Source organism: Devosia aurantiaca, from assembly GCF_011058215.1.
In the GTDB taxonomy this organism is placed as follows: domain Bacteria; phylum Pseudomonadota; class Alphaproteobacteria; order Rhizobiales; family Devosiaceae; genus Devosia; species Devosia aurantiaca.
Map to the genome: position 1 here is coordinate 1,006,522 of NZ_JAALFG010000002.1, position 16,466 is coordinate 1,022,987.

Here is a 16,466-nt window from a genome sequence, read left to right on the forward strand (position 1 = left end):
AAGCGGCTCAATAAGCATCCGCTTGTCTTCAAGAGCTGGCGGGATCGCCGGCTCTTCTTAACATAGATCAGGAACTTCCTGGCCTTCGAACGATTGTGGCGTTGTTTCCAGCTGGATCAGCGATGCCCAATCTTCTTCATCCTGTCATTGCGATTCCGGCGCGGAATGAAGCCGACCGCCTGCCGCGCCTGCTTCGGGCGCTCGACCATCAGGATTACGCTTCCGCCGCGACACCCCTTCAGCTGGTTCTGGTTCTCAACAACACCACCGATGGTTCGGCTGCAGTTGTCGCCGAACTCACCCCGTCGCTAAAGCGGCTTTCCGTCAAAATCGTCGAAGTTGCCTTCGAGCCCAAGGACGCCCATGTCGGCTCGGCACGGCGCCTGGCGATGGAATTGGCAGCCTCGCTGGTCGGCGCCGAGGGCGTCATCCTCACCACCGATGCCGATGGCGCTCCTTCTCCCGACTGGGTGAGCAAGAACCTCGCAGCGATCGACCGCGGCGCCGACATCGTCGGCGGACGCATAATCGGCGATCAAGCAGAAGAAGCAGCGCTGGGCGCCGGCTTCCAAACTCGCGCAGCAAAATACGCTCGCTACGCCGCCCTCTCCGACGAACTGGCCTCCCTCGTCGACCCCATCGAGCACGATCCCTGGCCCCGTCATCAGGACCATACCGGCGGCAGCATTGCCGTGCGCGCCGATGTCTACCGCGCCGTCGGCGGCCTTCCCGCCCTTCCCTTCCGCGAAGACATCGCCTTCGTCGAAGCCGTCGTTCGCGCCGGCTATCGCCTCGTTCACCCCCAGGACGTCACCGTCACTGTCTCCGCCCGCACCGTCGGCCGCGCACCGGGCGGCATGGCCGACTGCGTCCGCACCTGGGTCGAAGACGAAAACGCCGGCAAGCCGATCCTCGTCGAGGCGCCAGCAGACATTCTCGCGCGCCTTCACCGGCGCAGCACCATCCGCCACCGCCCAGACCTTGCCCAAGGCGAACGCCTGCGCTTGCTTGAGCTCGAAACCGGCCTCGATGCCCTGGGCACGATCCAGATCGAAGCCGCAACCGAAATCCTTCGATCCATGATCTTGGAGCTCACGGAGCAGCGCAATGCTGCTTGAGCGGCAATTGACCGACACGTCCGGGCTTGCGGACATCCTCGCCCGATATGCACCAAGCCACGACAAGGATGGCAGCTTCCCCGCCGAAGCTTTTGCCGAACTTGGGCGCCGCGGCCTCCTCCGCACCCCGCCCCTGGGCGACATCAAGGAGCTCCTCGCGCTCCTCGTAGAAATCGGCCAGGGCGACCTCAATGCCGGTCGAATCTATGAGGGCCACGTCAACGCCGTGTGGCTGGTCGAAACCTATGGCTCCCGCCAAACCCGGGAAATCGCCCGCAAGGCGCTCGACGGCGGCGGCATCTTCGGTGTCTGGAACACCGACCTGCCCCGCAATCCGCTCGAACTCAACGACAATCACCTACAGGGCAGCAAGAACTTCGCCTCCGGCGTCGATGGCCTCTCCCACGCCATCGTCACCGTCACACGAGACGACGCCCGCCACATGATCCTTGCGCCCCTCGACGGCCTCCCTGTCGACCGCTCCTGGTGGAAACCCGTCGGCATGCGATCCTCCGGCAGCCATGTCGTCGATTTTACCGGCCTTGCAGTCGAGGACAACTTCCGCATCGGCAGTCCCAACGACTACATCGCCCAGCCCTGGTTTTCTGCCGGCGCCCTGCGCTTCCTTGCCGTGCAGACCGGCGGCGTGAAGTCCGTTTTCACCATCGCTCTCGATCATCTCACCAAAACCAACCGCGCCGAAAACCCCTTTCAGGCCCACCGCATTGCCCGCATGGCCGACGCTGTCGAAACAGCTCTGCTTTGGCTCTCCCGCTGCGCCGATCTTTGGGCGGAAGCCAAAGAGCAGACAACACCGGAGAGCGCCGCCAAGCTCCTCGCCAGCGTCAACGCCGCCCGCGGCGTCGTCGAACGCAGCGCCCTCGATGTCCTGACCTTCGCCGAACAGGCCATCGGAGCCGCCGGCATGATCGCGCCCCATCCTTTCGAGCGCGTCATGCGCGACCTCCGCACCTATCTGCGCCAGCCCAATCCCGACGGTGCCGCCTCGGCCTTTGCCGGCGCGGTCGTCGCCGGGGAGTGGCAACCCATGATGCTGGGTGTGACCAAATGAGCCAACTGCTACTTGACGACATCAAAGGTCCCATCCTCGTCATCGCGCCCCATCCCGATGACGAAACTCTGGGCTGCGGCGGGCTCATCGCCGCCGCCACTGCTGCCGGTAAACTGGTGCACACCGTCTTTGTCACCGACGGCTCCTCGTCGCATCGCAACTCACCGACCTGGCCCGCCGACCGCATCGCCCAGCAGCGTCAGCACGAGGCGGCGGCTGCGCTTGCAGCGCTCGGCGCCGGCAACCAGCCGCGCACCTTCATGGCCCTCAAGGATGCCGCCATGCCGCAGCCGGGCGCACAGGGCCACGCCGACGCCGTCTCAAGTCTTGCGACCCTGGTCCGGAACCTTAAACCTGACCTCGTGCTCGTTCCCTGGCGCCGCGATCCCCATTGCGACCACCGCGATTCCTGGTCGCTGATCACCCATGTGCTCGCGCAGACCGCAATCGCTTCCCGCGTCCTCGAATATACGATCTGGCTCGACGAACTCGGCGCTCCCGAGGATTTCCCGGTCCCCGGCGAGGTCACCGAGTTCACCTTCTCCGACCCCGAAATCGTCGCGGTGAAACGACGCGCCATCGCCGCGCATGCTTCCCAGCTCGGGACCCTGATCACCGACGACCCCGATGGTTTTCATCTTACCCCGGCCACGCTCGACCGCTTGATCCGTCCGGTCGAAATCTTCTGGCAGGCATGAGCAAACGCCCCATCGACATCCATGGCTTCGAAGCCAAGTTCCGCGACAATAGCGATCCCTGGAACTACGAGGCTTCGGCATTCGAGGCCTATAAGCGCGGCGTCCTGAGACGCGCCTGCGGATCGCGCCTCTATGGCCGAGGCCTCGAGCTTGCCTGCGCCAATGGTGAAACCACCAAGATGCTCGCCAACTTCTGCCTCAAACTTCTCGCCGTCGATGGCTCGAAAACTGCCGCCCAGACAGCCCGGGACCGCACCCGCCACCTGTCTAATGTCGAAGTCCTCCAGGCCCTCTTGCCGCAAGACATGCCACGCGGCCCCTTCGATCTCATCGTCATCTCGGAACTGCTTTATTACCTCAAGCGCCACGACCTCGACGAAACCCTCCGTCTCTGCGCCGACGCGCTTGCCCCCGGCGGCAGGATCGTCTGCCTCCACCATGTCATCCCCTTTGACGACGTTTCCGTGCCCCCGCGCATGGCACAGGACCGAGCCAATACCTATCTTGGCCGCCGTTTTCGCAAGCTGATCGACGCGCCGCATGGCCGCTTCAAAGTCAGCGCCTTTCAGCGTCCCCGACTTCGAGTGGCGTCCGCGACCTAGGTCAAAGCGTCACGCAACAACCTTAAAGTCTTGTCATCTTCCAATTCGCACACAAAATGCGACATGGTGAGCGGGCCTGGGTCGGCCGGCGGATGCGAGAGGATGCGGGGATGAGCAGCGCACACGAAAAGCCGGTTTGGGCACAGAGCCGGCGCGAAAAGCGCAATGCCGAGCGCGTCGCACAGGGCCTCAAACCCAGGCGCCGCATCTGGCCCTGGATCATCGTGCTGGCGATCGTCGCCGCTGTCGCGGCCTATATCTTCCTCAATCCCGCGCCCGCGCCGGTCGAAACGGTCGCTGCCGAAGAACCAGTCGTGGTCCGGCAGATTCGCCAGTCCGAAACCGCGACGCTTGCGCCCGCAACGCTGCGCGAAACTGTAAAGGTCACCGGCACACTGGTGCCCGCCCAGCTCTCCGACGTCGCCTCGCAGGCCTCCGGCCGCGTCATGGCCGTTCTGGTGCGGCCTGGCGATACCGTCAACGAAGGCGATGTGCTTGCCCAGATCGACCGCGCCGCGCTCGAGCTCCAGCTCAATCAGCAGCGCGCCACCGCCAGCGCCACCCGCGCCCAGTTCGAATCTTCCCAGCAGCAGCTTGAGCGCACCGAGCAACTCGCAACCCAGGGCCTTGCCAGCTCCTCCGTACTCGAACAAGCCCGTTCCGCCACTGCCGCTCTGCAATCGCAGCTCGATGCCCTGCAGACCGGCGTCGACACCGCTGCGCTGGCGCTCGATAATGCCACCGTCACCTCGCCCCTCTCCGGCGTCGTCGCGTCGCGCTCCGTCGAGCCCGGGCAAACCATCCAGGCTGGCACGCCGCTCTTTAATGTCGTCAATCTCGACGAAATGGAGTTCCAGGCGGCCGCCTCGGTCAATTCCAGCGCCTTGGTCAGTGCCGGACAATCCGCCTCCGTCACCGTCACCGGCCTCGAGGGTCAGCAGTTCACTGGCGAGGTCTCGCGCGTCAATCCGGTCGCGCTCACCGGCACCCGTACCGTGCCCATCTATATCGAGCTCGACAACAGCAATGGCGCCCTCCGCGGCGGCATGTTCGCCACCGGCAACATCACGGTCCTCGAAGAAGCCGGCGCCATGGCCGTCCCCTCCTCCGCGCTGCGCGAAGATGCCGAAGGGCAATTCGTCCTCGTGCTCGACGGCGAGACCCTGATCCGCAAGCCTGTCGAGGTCACGCGCGAGTGGAACCGCGGCAGTCTGATCCAGGTGTCGGGACTTGCCGAAGGCGATGTAATCGTCGCCGCCGCGCTCACGGAGCTTCAGCCCGGCGAGCGCTTCGCGCTGGTGGAGGGCTGATCCATGTTTTTGACCCGCATCAGCGTCAATCATCCCGTGTTTGCGACCATGATCATGGTCGCCATCATGGTTTTCGGCATCTACTCCTATCAGCGCCTGCCGATCGAACAGCTGCCGGACGTCGATTTCCCGGTCGTTGCTGTCGTCGTCAGCTATCCCGGCGCCTCCCCGGAAGCGGTGGAAGTCGACATCGTCGAACCGCTTGAAAACGCCGTCAACACCATTGCCGGCCTCGATACCATCCAGTCCACGGCTCAGTCTGGCCAAGCCCTGGTGGTGATGATCTTTGATCTTGAATCGAGCTCGGCCGAGAAGATCCAGGAAGTGCGCGACAAGATCGACCCAGTTCGCGCCGACCTGCCCGAAGGCGCCGGCGACCCGCAGATCCTGCGCTTTGATCCATCCGACCTGCCGCTCTTGTCGCTGGCGGTGAGTTCCTCGACGCTTTCCGCGCGCGATCTCACGGCGCTGACCGAAGACGTCATCGCCACCCGCCTTTCCAACATCAATGGCGTCGGCAGCGCCACGGTTGTCGGCGGCGTGCCGCGCCAGCTCAATATCGAGATCGATCCCGATCGCCTTGCCGCCTTCAACATCAGCCCCAGCGCGGTCGTTCAGGCGCTCCAGGCCGCCAACCGCGATCTTGCCGCCGGCTCCATCACCCAAAACTCCATCGTTCAGTCGATCCAGGTGCTTGGCCGGCTCGAAGACGAACAGGATTTCTACGACGTCACAGTCGGCAACCAGGGCGGCCAGCCCGTCACCCTGCGTGACGTCGCCACCATCGTCGACGGCACCGGCGAAGCCACGAGCCTGGCTATCCTCAACGGCCAGCCGGCACTTGCCATCGACGTGCTCAAGACCCAGGGCGCCAACACGGTGGGGGTCGCCGAGCAGATCCGCACCACCGTCGCGCAGCTTGTCGCCAATGAACTGCCTGAAGGCGTCGACATCGAAGTCGTCGTCGACAATGCCGAGCCGGTCGAAAACTCCTTCCACGCCGTCCAGAACATGCTGATCGAAGGCGCCATCCTCGCCGTCGTCATCGTCTTCCTGTTCCTCAATTCCTGGCGTTCGACCGTTATCACCGGCCTTACCCTGCCGATCTCGATCATCGGCACCATGATCGCGCTCAATTTTCTGGGTTTCACCCTCAACATGATGACGCTGCTGGCCCTGTCGCTCGCCGTCGGCATCCTCATCGACGACGACGCCATCGTCGTGCGCGAAAACATCACGCGCCACCTTCACATGGGCAAGTCTCACCGCCAGGCGGCATTCGACGGAACCAACGAGATCGGCCTTGCCGTCATGGCCACGACGCTCTCGATCGTTGCGGTTTTCCTGCCCGTCGCCTTCATGGACGGCATCATGGGCCGCTTCTTCCTCCAGTTCGGCGTTACCGTCTCCGTCGCCGTGCTGATCTCGCTCTTCGTCGCCTTCACCCTCGACCCCATGATGTCGAGCGTCTGGTACGATCCCGCCGCCAACCCCAACGTCAAGCGCGGTCCGATCGGCCGTCTGATCAACCAGTTCGATCGCCTATTCGAGTGGATCACCGACGGCTATCGCGGCCTCATCCGCCTCAGCCTTAAATTCCGCAAGACGGTGCTCTTCATTGCCCTCCTTTCCTTCGTCGGCAGCCTCTTCCTTTTCCCGCGCGTCGGCGTTGAGTTCCTGCCCGTGACCGACAATGGCATCTTCACCGTTTCGGTGGAGACACCTGCCGGCTCGACCAAGGAAGCCACCGCCGCTAAGATCCGGCAGGCCGAAACCGTCATCCGTGCCTATCCCGAAGTCGAACGCACCTATTCGACCGTCGCCGGTGGCCTTGCCTCATCGGGCGCAAACAGCGGCACCTTGACCGTCACCATGGTCGACAAAAGCCAGCGCGCCGTCACCCCTGAAGAGTTCATGCCAGGCATCCGCCGCGCCCTTGAAGCCATTCCCGGCGCCATATTCCAGGTCTCCGCGGCCTCCGGTCTCGGCGGCGGAAGCGGCGCCCCGGTGTCGGTCACGCTCTATGGCGACAGCTTTTCCGTCCTCGGCCGCCTTTCCGACCAGCTCCAGGCCGAGCTCGAAAACATCGACGGCCTGATCGACATCACCTCGAGCCTCGACAAGGCCCAACCGGTCGTCGGCATCCAGATCAATCGTGATTTGGCCGACAATCTGGGCGTCTCCATGAACCAGATCGCCACGACGCTTAGCCCGCTGATCAGCGGCCAGGAAGTTGCCAACTGGACCGCTCCCAATGGCCAGGTCTATGACGTCGTGGTCCGCCTGCCCGAAAGCATGCGCAACGATGTCGATGCCATCGGCAACCTGCCCATCGCCCAGTCCGGCGCCACCGGTTCCGCCGAGATGATCACCCTCGCCCAGGTGGCGCAGGTGGTCGAAAGCGTGGGCCCCGCCACCCTCAACCGCCAGGACCTGCAGCGCGGCGTCACCATCGAGGCCTATCTCGAAGGTATCGAACTGGGCTCCATCTCGCCCCAGCTCCAGATCGCCGTCGACAGTCTCGACCTGCCGCCCGGCTATCGCACATCGCTCGGTGGCGATGTCGAGCAGATCGCTGAGACCGGTGCCGCCGTCGGCTCCGCTCTTCTGCTTGCGGTCATCTTCATCTACCTGGTCCTCGCTTCCCAGTTCGGCAGCTTCCTCCAGCCCATCGCCATCATGGGCTCGCTCCCTCTTGCGCTGATCGGCGTCATGGTCGGCCTTCTGGTCGGCGGCTCGACCCTCAACATGTTCTCCGCCATCGGCTTCATCATGCTGATGGGTCTCGTGGTGAAAAACGCCATCCTCCTCGTCGACAACGCCAACCAGCACGTGAAAGACGGCTGGAACCTCTACGAGGCCCTTGTGGAAGCCGGCGCCACCCGCTTCCGCCCGATCATTATGACCACGCTCGCCATGATCTTCGGCATGCTGCCATTGGCGCTGAACCTTCACGCCGGCAGCGGCGAAAACGCGCCCATGGCCCATGCCGTGATCGGCGGCCTCATCAGCTCGACCGCGCTGACCTTGGTCGTCGTCCCAGTTCTCTTGACTTATATCGACAGCTTCTCGGCCTTCACCCGCCGCTTCCTGCCCAAGGCGCCGGACGACGCCCATCACGAGCCGGAAGTAAAGCCTGCCGAATAAAAGCTGGCGCGACCCTCAGGTCGCGCCAAGCAGTACCGAAACGAAGATGCAGAAGTCGACGGCAAAGCCCAGCGACAGAAACATTGCCAGCCCTCGCGCGTGCCGCCGCCGGGGCGTGAGTTTGACCTCGCGCTGTTCCTCGGGATAAGCCGTGGCGCGCGCGCCGCCGGCCTCGTCATCCGTGCCCAGCGGCGCGGTTGCCGGATCGGGATAGCCGACCTTCTCCCCGGTCTTGCCACTATCGATATCGGCTCGAAGCTGTTCGCCGCTGATGCTCATGTTGGCTCCTTACGCGATGCCCTTGCCGCCGGTGACGCCGAACACTTCCCCGGTTATGTAGCTGCCTTCCTGCGAGGCCAGCAGCACATAGACCGGCGACAATTCCACCGGCTGGCCCGGACGGCCAAAGGCGCTGTCCTGTCCAAAGGTCTTGACCTTTTCCGGAAACTGCCCGCCGCTCGGCTGCAGCACCGTCCAGAACGGCCCCGGCGCCACGGCATTGACCCGAATGCCCTTCTCGATCAGTTGCTCCGCCAATGCCTTGGTGTAAGCCACGATCCCAGCCTTGGTGGTCGCGTAATCGAGCAACTGCGCCGAAGGCTCATAGGCCTGGATCGACGCCGTGTTAATGATCGAAGCCCCCGCCGGCAGATGCGGCACCGCCGACTGCGTCAGCCAGTGCAGCGCATAAAGATTGGTCTTCATGGTTTTGTCGAAGTCATCACTCGTGACTTCCGCCACCGACTTGCGCGCCTGCTGCCGCGCCGCGTTGATGACCAGGATATCGAGCCCACCCAACTTTTCGACCGCATCGGCGATGATCTGCTTGCAGGTTGCTTCGCTGGTGACGTCGCCCGGCATTGCAAAACCCTTCTGCCCCGCCGCCTCGATCAGCTTGATGACCTCGTCGGCGTCGGACTGTTCATCCGGCAGGAAGTTGATGGCGACATCGGCGCCCTCGCGCGCATAGGCGATGGCCGCGGCGCGCCCGATCCCCGAGTCACCGCCGGTGATCAGCGCCTTGCGGCCCTTGAGCCGTCCGTAGCCGACATACCTCGCCGTGGTCCGGCGCCGGCTCCATCTTGCTGACGAGGCCGGGACGCGGCTGCGGCTGCTCGGGAAACGGCGGCTCGGGATATTGGTGGCGCGGGTCCTGCATGCGCAAACGATCGGACATCGGTGTCTCCATTCTGTTGGAGAGCCAATGCATTTCCGTCGGCAAGCGTTCCTAATTCAGACAGCTGGCGCTGGTCCGAGCGCCTCCCTCCCCCTTGAGGGGAGGGACCGAGGGAGGGGGTCCATCCGTGTGCCACAGATCACCCCCACCCCGCCCTCCCCCTCAAGGGGGAGGGAGCCAAGGTTCAGTGCAAGCCTAGCTCCGCAGGCCCGACCAGGCCGGGTCCGAGGCGAAGCTGTCCGTCGAAATGCTCTGCGCCTGGCGGCCCCAAATATCGACGCTCATCAGGCGCGGGCCATCATTGCCACCCGGATCCTGGAAGAACATGATGACGCGGCCATTGGGCGCCCAGGTCGGGCCTTCCGCGTGGAAGCTCGAATACAGGAGGCGTTCGCCCGAGCCATCGGGGTTCATGACGCCGATATGGAACTGCCCGCCCGACTGCCGGGTAAAGGCGATCAAATCGCCCGTCGGCGCCCACACCGGCGTCGAATAGCTGCCCTCGCCGAAGCTGATGCGCTGCGCATTGCCGCCGCCCGCACCCATCATATAAATCTGCGGCGAGCCACCACGATCGCTTTCGAAAACGATGCGGCTGCTGTCCGGCGAATAGGACGGACCGGTATCGATCGCCGCGCCGGAGGTCAGCTGCATCGGCTGCCCGCCACCGGTCGAGACGGCATAGATATTGGTCGAACCGCCCTGCTCTACCGAAAACGCCACCGTGCCGCCATCGGCCGAAAACCGCGGCGCAAAAGTCATGGCGCCGACATTGGCGAGGCGCTGCTGCGCCCCTGTCGCCAGTTGCAGCAGGTAAACCTGCGGATTGCCGTCGACGAAGTTCATGTAGGTAAGCAGATCGCCGCGCGGCGAAAAGCGCGGCGTCAATGCCATCGACGAGCCATCGGTAAGATAGCTCACATTGGCGCCGTCCTGGTCCATGATGGCAAGCCGCCGCGTGCGGTTGGCCTTGGGACCGCTCTCGGCCACATAGGCAACGCGCGTATCGAAATAGCCCGAGCCGCCGGTCAGCGCCGTATAGATCGCGTCCGAAACGATGTGGGCAATGCGGCGCGCCGAGTTCGGATCGGTCGAATAGCTGTTGCCGACCACCTGCGTTCCCGCCCGCGTGTCCCAGACACGAACCGACGAATTGATGCTACCGCCGCGCTCGACATTGCCCATCACCAGGGCATCGACATTGACCGTCTGCCAGGTGGTAAAATCCGGCGTCGCATTCGGATCGCCGACCTGGAGCGGCAGCCCCGATGGATCGAGCGTCGTGAACAGCCCGGACCGCTGCAGGTTGTTGCGAACGATCCCGGCAATTTCGGCGCCGAAGCTTGGGTCCGACGACGAGAAATTGGGAATGGCAATCGGCAGCGGCCGGAAGGTCGCGCCCTCCACCGTGACGTTGAGCTGGGCAAAAGCGCGAGGCGCGAAAGCGAGCGCCAGGCCACCGGCAAGGCCGAGCTGCAGGGCGTTGCGCCGGGAAATAAGGGTCATTTCGGTCTCCAAGTCGTGGGCCTTGCTCGATCTTCTAGCGAGCAAAGGCGGCGAATTTGGTCACGGACGCAACGTGACGTTGATGTTCTGCCACTGATCGTAAGTGGCGGCGGAAAGCATATTGTAGGGGCCGCAACCGGCCACGGCGCTGAGCGCCTTCTGCGCGACGAAACTCAGTTCCGGATGGCTCAGCGAAATGAGCCGCGGCACGTCGGCGAGCGATCCATCCTGATTGAGCCGGACATTTACCGCAACCTCGAGCCCCGGCACCTGCTCATTCGGCAGCAGGTTCCAGCACCGCTTGATGGCCGCGATAAAGGCGCCGATTTCGGTCTGGCTCAACGTTGCCGAAGTGCCTCCGACATCGCCCAGGGTTGGCGAACCGCCCTGCCCCGTCGTCGCGCCGGTTGTCGGCGCATTGTTGATGAGGTCATTGACGAGGTCCGCCAATTCACTTGCATCGGTGTTGGACTGGCTCGGCTGCGGCTGCTGTGCAGCTTCGGCCGCAGCCGTCGCCGTCTCGCGCTGCTCACGTTCGCGCTGTTCCCGCTCGCGCTTTTCGCGCTCTTCCCGTTCCCGCTCTTCCTTTTCACGCTCGGCGCGCTGCGCCACGGCGGTACGCGCTTCTTCTCGTATCTGCTCAAGATTGGCAGGACGCGACGTCGGCATCGCGACATTGACCTGCCGCGGCGGCTCAGTGGTGGGCTCCGGCGTCGGCTCGGGTGTTGGTTCGGGCGTGGGCTCTGGCGTGGGTTCCGGGGTCGGCTCCGGAACCGGCTCAGGCTCGGGTGTCGGCTCCGGAACGGGCTCGGGTTCCGGCGTCGGTTCGGGTGTGGGCGCCAGGTCCGTGGGCCGGCTGGTCGGAGCGCCGGGACGATAGGGGTCGGCTCCGGCACGGGTTCGGGCTCTGGCAGCGGTTCTGGTTCCGGCTCCGGGGCAGGTTCAGGCTCGGGTTCGGGCACAGGCTCGTCTACCGGGTCCGGCTGCTGCTCGGGCGCAGGCGCGGTCTGCGTCACCGGTGCAGGCGTCGGCGTATCGGCCGGCGATGGCGTGACCTGGTTTTCCTGCGTATTGCCGGTCGGCTGCGCCAGCTGCGCTTCCTGCTCGCTTTCGACGATCGATGGCGTCTCGGTTTCCACCACTTCGCTATCGAGCTGGCCGGCACGCAGGCTGGCAAACTCCTCGATCGGCACGAGGTCCACCGAAATGGACTCGACAACAGGCGTCATCGGCTCGGTCGATCCCAGGGTGATGAGACCGATCGACAGCACTGCCACGTGAGCAACAATGGAAGCCGCAACGCCCGTCCGCATGCGCCGGGCCTACTGTTCGCGCTCGGTGACGAGCCCGATCTTGGTGTAGCCTGCCGCCGACAGGAGGCCCATGACGCGCATCACCGTGCCATAGTTCGATGTCGTGTCGCCGCGGAGGTAAATGCGGTCTTCAACCGTCGCCAGATCGCCAACGGTCGTGATGAGGCTCGTCTCGTCCACCGGCGTCTCGTCGACGAAGATCGCCCCGTCCGGCGTCACCGCAACGGTGATCGGCTGCGTCTGGCTCGGCAATTCGCCAGCCGAAGTGCGTGGCAAATCGACCGGCACGCCGGCCGTCATCATTGGCGCTGCCACCATCATGATGATGAGCAGCACCAGCATGACGTCGACCATCGGCGTGATGTTGATTTCGCTGATGACGCCACCGCGCTTGCCGCGGCGCCGGCCACCGCGACCGCCGCCCCGGCCTCCACCGCCGCTTGGTCCACCCATGCCCATCTTAGCGGTTCCGCGCTTCGAGCTGGCGGGAAAGGATGGTCGAGAACTCGTCGGCAAAGCCTTCGAGGCGCCCGATCATCTTGCCCGCATCGGCAGAAAGCTTGTTATAGGCGATAACCGCAGGAATAGCGGCAACAAGGCCGATCGCAGTCGCAAACAGCGCCTCGGCGATCGGGCCGGCGACCACGGCAAGGTTGGTGTTCGAGGACGCGGCGATATTGGTGAAGGCGTTCATGATGCCCCACACCGTGCCGAAAAGACCGATAAACGGACCCGCCGACCCGACGGTCGCGAGGAAGCCGAGACGCTTTTCCAAAAACTCGCTTTCACGCGAAATAGCGACATCGAGCACCTTATCGAGGCGCTGCTGCATGCCCACGAAGCTTGCCGCATTCTGCTCGTGGCTGCGCTTCCATTCCTTCATGGCCGCGACGAACACGGCGCCCAGCCCGCCCGATGGCTTTTCGGACTGCTGCTGGTAAAGCTCTTCCAGCGATTGCCCGGACCAGAAGGTGCGCTCGAAACGGTTCATCTCCGCCTGGCTGCGGCGATAGGCAATGGTCTTGTCGATGATGATGGCCCAGCACCAGACCGATGCGGCAAGGAGGCCGAGCATCACCGATTTGACCACGAAGTCGGCCGCCCAGAACAAGCCCCAGATGGAAAGGTCCGCATGCGGAGCGGCCGCCGCAACTGCATCCATTGTTTCCATGTCGTGATCCTTAGTCCGGCCATGCGCGGCCCCGTCGAGGTGCGATGGAGCCCAAATCTGTTCAAATTAAGAGAAATTCCCCGCACCCACGGGCGTTGACGACCCTGTGTCCGGCAAACTTGCCTTTGCCGTGTTTATGGTCACCAAGAGGTTAAGAAAAAGATTCCGCACCGATCACGGGCGGTTGAGCTTGGCCCGAAGATCGGCCGGCAGGCGCGCCGGCCCGCCGCTTGTTTTAATGGCCACCACCACCACGCGGGCCCGCGTCAGCACCGTGTCGGCACGATAGATGCTTTGTGCCAGCGTCAGCCGCACACCGGAATTTTCGACGACCTCGGTCGTCACGGTCAGCAGATCATCGATGCGCGCTGCAGCGACGAAATCGAGCTCCATCGTCCGCACGGCAAAGGCGATTCCCTGTTCGGCAAGTTCAGAGTGATGGATGCCCAGATCGCGCAAAAACTCCGTGCGGCCCCGCTCGAAGAACTTGAGGTAGGCCGCATGATAGACATTGCCGGAAAAGTCGGTGTCTTCGTAATAGATGCGGACGGGAAGAATGTGCTGACTCACGCGCCGCGCTCGTCATGAACGATATGGGTGTGGCCAGCCGGCAGATCGCGAAGTAAGGCTGGCAGGAAGCGCGGCACGAGGTTGAACGCTTCCAGCTCCACACCCTCCAGCGGCAACCAATGAAACTGGAGCTCATGGCCTTCGTCCCGGCGCTTGAGCCAGGGCGACCGGCCATCCGACCCCTGACCGGGCAAGGTCACGCGGTAAAAGAAGCCGAGCTCGTGAAACTGCTCGCCTTCGCGCTCGTAAAAACTCTCCGACGTCGCCAGCATCGGCCCGACCTCGGCCGGAAGCGCCAGCTCTTCTTCGATCTCCCGAACAAGGCTCAGCCGGCTGTCTTCCCCCAGCTCCACCCGCCCGCCGGGCAGCATGCAATAGTCGTCATCGGCCTCGCGGCACACGAGAACATGCCCCTCGGCGATGATCACCGCTGCGACGCGATAGTTGAAGCGCGTGCCATTGATCGGAAAGCTGATGACGTGACGCGCGCTCACTCTTCGCTTTCCTCGAAGAGGCTCGCCTGCATGCCCACAAATCCCTGCGGCACCACCTTGCCCAGATGCTGGAAGGCGATGGCCGTCAGCATGCGGCCGCGCGGAGTACGCTGGATGAAGCCCTGTTGCAGGAGATAGGGCTCGACGATCTCCTCGATCGCATCGCGCGGCTCACTCAGTGCAGCCGCGATGGTCTCGATCCCCACCGGCCCGCCATTGTAGAAGTCCGAAATCGTCGTCAGATACCGCCGATCCAGCTGATCGAGCCCGCGCGCATCTACATCGAGCCGCAGCAGCGCCTTGTCGGCCAGCTTGCTGTCGATCTCCGATGCACCGTCCACGGTCGCAAAATCGATGACCCGGCGCAGCAGCCGCCCGGCAATACGCGGCGTGCCCCGCGAACGGCGGGCAATTTCGAGCGCCCCGTCAGGCGCCATCGGCATGTTCATGAGCCGCGCGCCGCGCGTCACGATCTGCACCAGCTCCTGCGGCGTATAAAAATTGAGCCGCACCGGAATGCCGAAGCGATCGCGCAACGGCGTCGTCAGCAGCCCCGCTCGCGTCGTTGCCCCCACCAGCGTGAACTTTGCCAGATCGATCCGCACCGACCGCGCCGCCGGCCCTCGCCGATGATGAGGTCGAGCTGAAAGTCCTCCATCGCTGGATAGAGCACTTCCTCGATCGCCGGATTGAGCCGGTGGATTTCGTCGATAAAGAGCACGTCCCGCTCTTCGAGATTGGTCAAAAGCGCCGCAAGATCACCCGCCTTGGCGATCACCGGACCCGACGTTGCCCGAAAGCCGACGCCCAGCTCCTTGGAAATGATCTGCGCCAATGTCGTCTTGCCCAGACCCGGCGGCCCGACAAACAACACATGGTCCAGCGCCGTCCCGCGCTTCTTGGCTGCCTCGATGAAGACCTCGAGATTTGCCCGCGCATCGGCCTGTCCGACAAATTCGGAAAACCCGGACGGGCGCAGCGCGACGTCGAGCGGTTCGTCGCGACCGGCAGCGGCAGAGGTAAGATCGGTCAAATGCTCAATTCCCTAAGTCCGAGCCGGATCAGCTTTTCCGTCGCCGCATCCTCGCCTTCCTTGGCCACGACCCGCGCCAGCGCTGCCGACGCCTGCGCACTCGAATAGCCAAGATTGGTCAGCGCCGAAACCGCATCGGCCACATTGCTGGTCGCGACACCCTCGCCCAGCGCCGTCTGCAGCCCCAGCGTCCCCGCATCGATCCCGCCGATCGCCGGCACCTTGCCCTTGAGCTCGGTGACGATGCGCACCGCCAGCTTCGGCCCCACCCCATTGGCGCGCCCGACCATGGCTTTATCCTGCAAAGCCACCGCGCTCGATAATTCCGACGGTCTCATCACCGACAAAATGGAAAGCGCCACCCGCGACCCCACGCCCTGCACCGTGGTCAAGAGATTAAACCAGCTTTTCTCCGCCTCGCTGGCAAAGCCGTAAAGCCGGATCAGGTCCTCGCGCACAATGGTCTCGATGAACACCACCGCCACCTCGCCAACGCGCGGCAGTGCCTGCAGCGTGCGCCCCGAGCAGAACACTTCGTAGCAAACCCCGCCGCAGTCGATCAGCACCCAGTCGTCGCCGAAGCTGTCGACCATGCCCTTGAGCTTGCCGATCATGCATAGGCTCCCATGCGCTTGAGCGAGACCCGGTGATGCACATGGCAAATCGCCACCGCCAGGGCGTCGGCGGCGTCGGCACCCTTGAACTGGGCGGTCGGCAACAGCGTGCGCACCATCAGCTCGACCTGGTTCTTTTCCGCATGGCCCGTGCCCACCACGGATTTCTTGACGAGGTTGGTCGCATACTCGGCGACATGGAGGCCATGCTGCGCCGGCGTCACCAGCGCCACTCCACGCGCCTGCCCCAGGATCAGCGCCGAACGCGGTCCGGCATTGACGAAGGTTTCTTCCACCGCCGCCTCATCGGGCCGATGCTCCATCAGCACCTCGGCCAGCCCCGCCGCCAGCGCTACCAGCCGCTCGGCCAGCGCCCCATCCGTCGGTGGCGTCACCGTCCCGGCGGCAACAAAACTCAGGCGATTGTCCATGGCGTCGACCACGCCCCAGCCGCATCGCCGCAGCCCTGGATCGATGCCGATGATTCGTACGCGTTTGCTCATGGTTCAACCTTTTAGCGGGCCCATCTCTCCCTACCAAGACCAAAGTGAACAAACCGGCAACAACTACAGCTTTTAACGCACTCGCTAAATTTGCACGGATTCGGAAAACCACTCGTTGAGACGACGCACCTAGCGTCC

16 protein-coding genes and 2 pseudogenes are annotated in these 16,466 nt (G+C 64.0%); 7 read left to right on the forward strand and 11 right to left on the reverse strand.

The genetic code is table 11. The features are described from left to right. Positions 1-122 precede the first annotated feature (122 nt). From G5575_RS12730 to G5575_RS12755, 6 genes are all read left to right on the forward strand, one after another. Positions 123-1,118 carry a glycosyltransferase gene (locus G5575_RS12730; protein ID WP_164534611.1) on the forward strand — a complete coding sequence of 332 codons (996 nt, stop codon included), beginning with the start codon at positions 123-125 and terminating at the stop codon, positions 1,116-1,118. Continuing rightward, a complete protein-coding gene (locus G5575_RS12735; protein ID WP_164534612.1) occupies positions 1,108-2,190 on the forward strand; it encodes an acyl-CoA dehydrogenase family protein in 1,083 nt (360 codons plus the stop codon). The genes G5575_RS12730 and G5575_RS12735 overlap by 11 nt, the downstream gene beginning before the upstream one ends. Beyond that, on the forward strand, positions 2,187-2,888 hold the full coding sequence (locus G5575_RS12740; RefSeq protein ID WP_164534613.1) for a PIG-L deacetylase family protein: 702 nt from the start codon (positions 2,187-2,189) through the stop codon (positions 2,886-2,888). Before G5575_RS12735 ends, G5575_RS12740 begins: the two co-directional genes overlap by 4 nt. Continuing rightward, a complete protein-coding gene (locus G5575_RS12745; RefSeq protein ID WP_164534614.1) occupies positions 2,885-3,490 on the forward strand; it encodes a class I SAM-dependent methyltransferase in 606 nt (201 codons plus the stop codon). Before G5575_RS12740 ends, G5575_RS12745 begins: the two co-directional genes overlap by 4 nt. A gap of 110 nt (positions 3,491-3,600) precedes the next feature. After that, entirely contained in the window at positions 3,601-4,800 is a 1,200-nt protein-coding gene (locus tag G5575_RS12750) for an efflux RND transporter periplasmic adaptor subunit (protein WP_164534615.1), read from the forward strand. Positions 4,801-4,803: 3 nt separating this feature from the next. Then, positions 4,804-7,947 carry an efflux RND transporter permease subunit gene (locus G5575_RS12755; RefSeq protein ID WP_164534616.1) on the forward strand — a complete coding sequence of 1,048 codons (3,144 nt, stop codon included), beginning with the start codon at positions 4,804-4,806 and terminating at the stop codon, positions 7,945-7,947. A 15-nt stretch (positions 7,948-7,962) separates the two neighbouring features. Here G5575_RS12755 and G5575_RS12760 read toward each other — a convergent pair whose 3' ends face one another. The 4 genes and pseudogenes from G5575_RS12760 to G5575_RS12775 form a co-directional block, all read right to left on the reverse strand. Next, the gene (locus G5575_RS12760; protein WP_164533783.1) at positions 7,963-8,226 is read right to left on the reverse strand and encodes a hypothetical protein; all 264 of its coding nucleotides are present in this window, start codon (positions 8,224-8,226) and stop codon (positions 7,963-7,965) included. 9 nt (positions 8,227-8,235) lie between these two features. Then, positions 8,236-9,124: pseudogene (locus tag G5575_RS12765) on the reverse strand (SDR family oxidoreductase). 195 nt (positions 9,125-9,319) lie between these two features. Further along, positions 9,320-10,630 carry a Tol-Pal system beta propeller repeat protein TolB gene (gene tolB / locus G5575_RS12770; RefSeq protein ID WP_164534617.1) on the reverse strand — a complete coding sequence of 437 codons (1,311 nt, stop codon included), beginning with the start codon at positions 10,628-10,630 and terminating at the stop codon, positions 9,320-9,322. A gap of 60 nt (positions 10,631-10,690) precedes the next feature. After that, positions 10,691-11,299, reverse strand: a complete 609-nt coding sequence (locus G5575_RS12775; protein WP_164534618.1) for a hypothetical protein — start codon at positions 11,297-11,299, stop codon at positions 10,691-10,693. A gap of 381 nt (positions 11,300-11,680) precedes the next feature. On the opposite strand from G5575_RS12775, the gene G5575_RS12780 reads away from it, so the two are divergent. Next, entirely contained in the window at positions 11,681-11,911 is a 231-nt protein-coding gene (locus G5575_RS12780; RefSeq protein ID WP_164534619.1) for a hypothetical protein, read from the forward strand. Between the two features lie 41 nt (positions 11,912-11,952). On the opposite strand, the gene G5575_RS12785 is transcribed toward G5575_RS12780, so the two are convergent. From G5575_RS12785 to ruvC, 7 genes and pseudogenes are all read right to left on the reverse strand, one after another. Beyond that, positions 11,953-12,402 carry an ExbD/TolR family protein gene (locus G5575_RS12785; RefSeq protein WP_164534620.1) on the reverse strand — a complete coding sequence of 150 codons (450 nt, stop codon included), beginning with the start codon at positions 12,400-12,402 and terminating at the stop codon, positions 11,953-11,955. A 1-nt stretch (position 12,403) separates the two neighbouring features. Next, positions 12,404-13,105, reverse strand: coding sequence for a protein TolQ (gene tolQ / locus G5575_RS12790; protein ID WP_164534771.1), 702 nt, complete (start codon positions 13,103-13,105; stop codon positions 12,404-12,406). A gap of 183 nt (positions 13,106-13,288) precedes the next feature. Continuing rightward, positions 13,289-13,684, reverse strand: coding sequence for a tol-pal system-associated acyl-CoA thioesterase (ybgC, locus tag G5575_RS12795; RefSeq protein WP_164534621.1), 396 nt, complete (start codon positions 13,682-13,684; stop codon positions 13,289-13,291). Beyond that, complete coding sequence (locus G5575_RS12800) at positions 13,681-14,178, reverse strand: NUDIX hydrolase (protein WP_164534622.1); 498 nt, start codon at positions 14,176-14,178, stop codon at positions 13,681-13,683. The genes ybgC and G5575_RS12800 overlap by 4 nt, the downstream gene beginning before the upstream one ends. Next, positions 14,175-15,211 (reverse strand): annotated as a pseudogene (gene ruvB / locus G5575_RS12805) (Holliday junction branch migration DNA helicase RuvB). Before ruvB ends, G5575_RS12800 begins: the two are co-directional and overlap by 4 nt. Next, complete coding sequence (gene ruvA, locus G5575_RS12810) at positions 15,208-15,825, reverse strand: Holliday junction branch migration protein RuvA (RefSeq protein WP_164534623.1); 618 nt, start codon at positions 15,823-15,825, stop codon at positions 15,208-15,210. Before ruvA ends, ruvB begins: the two are co-directional and overlap by 4 nt. Beyond that, positions 15,822-16,328: a crossover junction endodeoxyribonuclease RuvC gene (ruvC, locus tag G5575_RS12815; RefSeq protein ID WP_164534624.1), complete on the reverse strand. Its 507-nt coding sequence runs from the start codon at positions 16,326-16,328 to the stop codon at positions 15,822-15,824. The genes ruvA and ruvC overlap by 4 nt, the downstream gene beginning before the upstream one ends. Between the last annotated feature and the right edge of the window lie 138 nt (positions 16,329-16,466).